General features: G+C 38.2%; 3 protein-coding genes. All 3 read left to right on the top strand.

Features of this window, described 5'->3' with window-relative positions; genetic code table 11:
* Positions 1 to 338: 338 nt before the first annotated feature.
* Positions 339 to 2,180, top strand: coding sequence for an SH3 domain-containing protein (locus H7T98_RS09735; RefSeq protein ID WP_073687383.1), 1,842 nt, complete (start codon positions 339 to 341; stop codon positions 2,178 to 2,180).
* 130 nt (positions 2,181 to 2,310) lie between these two features.
* Positions 2,311 to 2,961 (top strand): DUF6287 domain-containing protein, encoded by a 651-nt coding sequence (locus H7T98_RS09730; protein ID WP_073687384.1) that lies wholly within the window; start codon positions 2,311 to 2,313, stop codon positions 2,959 to 2,961.
* Positions 2,962 to 3,235: 274 nt separating this feature from the next.
* A partial coding sequence (gene ldcB / locus H7T98_RS09725; RefSeq protein ID WP_260319158.1) for an LD-carboxypeptidase LdcB/DacB occupies positions 3,236 to 6,364 on the top strand: 3,129 nt, incomplete at its 3' end.

Below are 6,364 nucleotides of genomic sequence, written 5' to 3'. Positions count from 1 at the left end.
AAGCCAGCGTCTTTAGGCGCTGGCTGGTATTATGGGCTTATAGCCCTTGATCAAACCACCCGTTAGACGGGTGGTTACGATTGTCCTTTGAAAACAAGTACCTGATCCTATATTTGTTTATTAAAAAAATATATATCCAGAATACTTGCAAAATTTCCAAAACACTGACTTTCTAATCTAAGTAAAAGAAATATTTATATTTTGTGTGAATAAATATAATAAATTTGTAATAGTGACAATTTTTAGACTTTTTACGATTTATAACAATTTGACAGTCATAGTCGTGCTATACTCTTTTGCATAGGAGAGAGTTATGAAAAAGACTAGGAGATATTATTATGAAATTTAGTTTTTACCATGTTGCTCAACGTTTCTCAATTCGTAAGTATTCTTTTGGTGCTGCTTCTGTGCTTTTAGGGGTTTTCCTACTTTCTGGTGTACAGACTGCTCATGCTGATGAGCAAGTGGCTGTTTCTGAATCAACTACAAGTATTACTAGTGATAATGGAGTTGCATCAGATAAAGCAACTTCTTCAAATGCTGAGATTGTTCTTTCTGAAGCTACTGTTTCAGTTCCAAAGGAAAGTTTGGCACCTGCTGAAGTACCCTCAAGTGCTGTGACTCCAGAAAAGACAAGTGAAAGTTCTCAGCATATTGAAACAGTTACTACGAATGAAACTCACAAAGTTGAAAATACTACTGAAGCTATATCAACAGTAGAAGAAAAGGTTAACGTAGCGACAAATACTGATAAGTCATCTGATAAAAAAATTACTACTCCAAATATTTCAAATGAGGTAAATAAAAAAATTGAGTTGGAGGTACGTGAAGATAAGGAGACTGAAAAAGTTACTGTAACAGAGAAAATTTCTGATCCAAAAGTTCCTGAAATTAAAACAGATAATAAACCATCAACACCAAGTACTGGTTATTCGAGATTATTTAGTGTTGGAAATATTAGACGACCTTTGTCTAATATTTCTAGAATCGGTGATGATTATCCAGTAGCATGGCGTAATAATCCAGGGGAATGGGATAGCTGGGGTTATGCAACTGCTTATTGTACTTCCTTTGTTGCTAATAGACTCTATCAAGTTAATAAATTGGATACACCTAGAGGTTTAGGTCATGCTAGACAATGGGGTGGAAATGCAAGAAGTATGGGATATAGAGTTGATAATATTCCTACTAGAGGCTCTGTAGCATATTTGGACGATGGTCTTTATGGTCACGTTGCTTGGGTGTCAGCCGTCAAAGGCGATAATGTAGAAATCGAGGAGTATAACTATGGGTCAACCTATCAGTTCCGTTATCATAGTCGTGTGGTTCCCAAAAATTCATTCACTGGTTACATCCACTTTAAAGATTTAAAAAGTAGTAATACAAGTATCCCTGATACTCCAACACCAACAGATAATACAGGAAGTAATTTAGCTTCTTCAGGATCTTATCAATTTACAGAGAGAGTAAGCATTAAAGCTGAACCAAAAATGTCTGCTCCAGAACTAGCCTATTATGAAGCAGGAAATACTGTCAATTATGATAAAACACTCCAAGCAGATGGTTATGTCTGGATTTCTTATCTATCATATGCAGGAAACCGTCGCTATATTCCAGTACAAAAGCTTTCAACTGAGGTAAAACCAGAGGTTAAAGGAATCATTAACGTTACAAATAAGAATGACCAATCAGGTACCTTTGATGTTGTTATCTCGAATATTTCAAGTAATGTTGGACTAAAAGAAGTTCAAGTTCCAATTTGGTCAGCAAAAAATGGACAAGATGACTTGAAATGGTATAAAGCTGTTAAACAATCTGATGGTACCTATAAGACTTCTGTAAAAATTAGTGATCATAAGAATGACAGAGGAGAATATCTAATCCATCTCTATTATGTTATTGATAGTGGTAAACAAATTGGTGTAGGTGGAACAACGACAACTGTAGAAAGTGTTTCAACTACATCTAATCCTTCTAAACCATCAATTCCTAATAGTGGTGTTTATACTTTTAAAGGCCATGCAAGTATCAAAGCAGAACCAAAGATTTCTGCACCTGAGTTGGCTTATTATGATGCTGGAAATACAGTAAATTATGATAGCCTTATTCAGGCAGATGGTCATTATTGGATTTCTTACTTATCATATTCAGGTGCACGTCGCTATATTGCTATTAACTAAGACATAGAGGACACCCTATTATAGAAGATGGCAGGAAATATTTCTATATTTTTTATGTAACAGTATTGAAATATAGAAATAAAAATGTTATATTTACAACGTAAAAAATTTATTAAAAGGAACATAAAATATGAAAACTACAAGTAAGCTTATTGGTTCAGTCTTGGCTCTCATTATTGTTATTCTTGCCATCTTCCTGGTGACTAAGTTTAACAGCCATGAATCTGCACGTGTTAGTACAAGTAGCAGCCAAACTAAAATTGTTAAGAAATCATCTTCAAGCTCAAGTAAATCTACTAAGAACGATAAGAAAAATTCAAATCCGCATGTAAAAAATGAAGACACAAAAGATGAAACAGTTGAGGTTAGTGAGTCTTCTGTTGCCAAAGATTCTGCAACTAAAGATACTAATGAAACGGTCTTATCTTCAGGAAGTGTTTCTGAGACTACAAAAGAAAAAACAGGAGAAGAAACACAAACATCATCATTAAATGGGAAGCAACTAAGTTCAGGTGATTATAGTTCAATCGCTGGTACTTGGACAAACTCTCGAGGAGAATTTGTCACAATTTCCCCAGATGGCACAGTACAAAATGGGAGTGGTTATACTTATCATCTCTATTCTGGACATTTAAATAATGGAAATTTTTCAGGAACAATTGCTTCTGATATTGATAGCGCAGCTTTTTGGGCTATTCCTGGAACTGGTAATGGCGATTCAGATCATCTTGTTATTGGTCAAAGTGATGATGCAGAAAATTATCCATTTTATCGTAATTAACATGAAAAAAGATTGCTAGTTAAATAGCAATCTTTTTATATTTTTTTCACTTTTCCCTAATAAAATTACGAATAAATAAGTATGGTTTGCTTCGGCTTTCGATTATGACGAAAATCGGACAGTTTATGATTTAAGTGGGAACAAATCAAATAAATTTGGTATACTAATGGACAAGTGAGAAATATTTAGTAATATTCTGTAAAATAATTGTAATATTTGTCACCGAGTGTTACAATCAACCTGTAACATCAATTCGATAGAGAGAATAATTGATATGAAACGAGAAAAATTTTTACACGAACAACAACGTTATTCCATTCGTAAATATTCATTTGGGGCAGCATCAGTTCTTTTAGGAGCTAGTTTGGTCTTTGCGGGTCAAGCTTTGGCTGATGAGCATCATGAGGTTTCAACACCTTCAAATGCTTCTTTGTTTGCTACCTCAGATAGTGATGCAGTGACCGCAGCTGATATTTTCAGTGGTGTAGCAACAGATAGGGCGGCATCAAGTGAGAAAGCTAGCCAAGTCTCAACAACTAGCCAAACCGCTAGTGAAACTGCTACTAGCGAGGCTAGAAGTGAAGTGAGTGCTAGTACCTCACAAGCAGCAGATAAAACTTCTGAATCAACAACTGCTAGCTCAGAAGCGACAAGGAACACAAATTCTTCATCTGAAACAGCCACTAACCTTGATGTATCTGCCTTAACGAGAGTAGCTGTCAACACTAGTTTGGTGAGCCAACCAGCTACAATTACAGACAGCGACCTTCCAAGTCAAGGAACTTATGTCTACAAGGAACGTACAGAGATTAAGAATCAACCTAAGGTGTCTGCCAAGGCTGAATTTTATGTAAATCCAGGAGACAGCGTTCTTTACGATCAAGTCGTGACAGCTGACGGCTACCAATGGATTAGCTACAAATCATACTCTGGCGTGCGTCGTTATGCGCCAGTGAAACCAGTGGCAGCTGGTAGTGGTAACGGTAATAGTGGTAATGGGGATGGTAAGCCTTCTAATGGCACTCAAGCCACAACAGGTGCTTTGAACATCCCAGCGACAGGAACTTTCTACTTTACACGTGACACAGATATTAAGAAAGAACCAAAAGCAGACCTCAAACCTACTTTTGTTTTCAGTAAGGGTGACCATGTTATCTATGACAAAGTTTTGACTGCGGATAATCATCAATGGATTTCTTACCTTGGGTATGACTATGTTCGCTATTATGCAGATATTGCGACTTTGACACCTGCCAAAGCTGAAACACCAACTGTTAAACCAACAGAGACTAATCAAGCAAAACCAGAAACTACTGGTGCTGAAAAGCTTCCAGCAAGTGGTACTTATAATGTGACACGTAGCTTGAATGTTAAAAATGAACCTAAGGCTTCTGCAGAAACACTTTATACCTTGGAAAAAGGCTACAAAGTGAACTATGACAAGGTCTTGACTGCGGATAACCATCAATGGATTTCTTACATCAGTTACAGTGGTACACGTCGTTATGTGGATATTGCGACCTTGAAAGCTACTGAGTCTAAACCACAAGAAAACCGTGTTTCTGGTAACCTTACCATCAACAACCAAACCTCTAATGGCTTTGATGTTGTCGTAACCAATGTTTCAGGTGGTGGCAAAGAAGTTAAAGAAGTCCGTGTTCCAATCTGGTCAGATAAAGATGGTCAAGATGACCTCACTTGGTATCATGCTGATAAACAATCAGACGGTAGCTATAAGGTTCATGTAGACACAGCTAGCCATAAGAGTGATGCTGGTACCTATTCTGTGCATCTTTACTATATGTTAGATGGTAAACGAACTTATATTACCGAAACTACAGCCACAGTCCCTGAATCTCAAGTAGCAGGGGAATTGACGATCACCCACCAAACGTCTAATGGCTTTGATGTTGTCGTAACCAATGTTTCAGGTGGTGGCAAAGAAGTTAAAGAAGTCCGTGTCCCAATCTGGTCAGATAAGAATGGTCAAGACGATCTTACTTGGTATCATGCCGACAAACAATCAGACGGTAGCTATAAGGTTCATGTAGATACAGCTAGCCATAAGGGTGATACGGGTACTTATTCTGTGCATCTTTACTATATGTTGGATGGTAAGCGAACTTATATTACCGAAACTACAGCCAAAGTCCCTGAATCTCAAGTAACAGGAAAATTGACGAATACCAATCAAACCTCTAATGGCTTTGATGTTGTCGTAACTAATGTTTCAGGTGGTGGCAAGGCAGTCCAAGAAGTTCGTGTTCCAATTTGGTCAGATAAAGATGGTCAAGATGACCTCACTTGGTATCATGCTGATAAACAATCAGACGGTAGCTACAAGGTTCATGTAGATAAAGCCAGTCACAAGGGCGATGCTGGTACCTATTCTGTGCATCTTTACTACATGTTGGATGGTAAGCGAACTTATATTACCGAAACTACAGCTACAGTCCCTGAATCTCAAGTAACAGGAAAATTGACGATTACCAACCAAACCTCTAATGGCTTTGATGTTGTCGTTACCAATGTTTCAGGTGGTGGCAAAGAAGTTAAAGAAGTCCGTGTCCCAATCTGGTCAGATAAGAATGGTCAAGACGATCTCACTTGGTATCATGCTGATAAACAATCAGACGGTAGCTATAAGGTTCATGTAGATACAGCCAGCCACAAAGGCGATGCTGGAACCTATTCTGTGCATCTTTACTATATGTTGAATGGTAAGAGAACCTATATCACAGAAACCAAAGCCACAGTGCCTCAAGCCACTGAATCTCAAGTAACAGGGAAATTGACAAATAACGGTTCTTACTACAGTGTTCGTGGTAAATACGATGATATTATCATTGTCAATAAGAAGCATGGTCTTTCTAAGGACTATAACCCAGGTGAAAATCCTACAGCTAAGGCAGCTTTTGTTCGCCTTCGTGATGATATGATTAATCAAGGGTTGAATGTTGGACGTTCATACAGTGGTTTCCGTTCTTACGATTATCAAAAAACTCTTTACGACAACTACGTAAGCCGTGATGGTCAAGCAGCTGCGGACCGTTACTCAGCTCGTCCTGGGTTCAGCGAACACCAAACTGGTTTGGTCTTTGACTTGACTGATAAATCAGGTAACTTGCTTGAGGATGCACGAGCTAGTCAATGGCTTAAAGACAATGCACATAACTATGGTTTTATCGTGCGTTTCCAAGCAGGTAAAGAAGCTTCAACCGGCTACATGCCAGAAGCATGGCATATCCGCTATGTGGGTAAAGAAGCTAAAGACATCCACGATTCAGGATTGAGCTTGGAAGAGTACTTTGGTATCGAAGGTGGCGATTATGCTACTAGCAGCAAACCTGCTGAAAGCAAACCAGCCACTACAGGTGCCATCAACCTTCCAGCGACAGGAACT

The organism is Streptococcus sp. 23.2 (assembly GCF_016648665.1).
Lineage (GTDB): Bacteria > Bacillota > Bacilli > Lactobacillales > Streptococcaceae > Streptococcus > Streptococcus salivarius_E.
Note: the sequence above shows the minus strand (reverse complement) of the source record. Positions and strands in the feature narration are given on the sequence as shown.

Coding starts and splice junctions, on each gene's coding strand:
- H7T98_RS09730 (WP_073687384.1), top strand. CDS start 2,311: ATGAAAACTACAAGTAAGCTTATTGGTTCAGTCTTGGCTCTCATTATT.
- H7T98_RS09735 (WP_073687383.1), top strand. CDS start 339: ATGAAATTTAGTTTTTACCATGTTGCTCAACGTTTCTCAATTCGTAAG.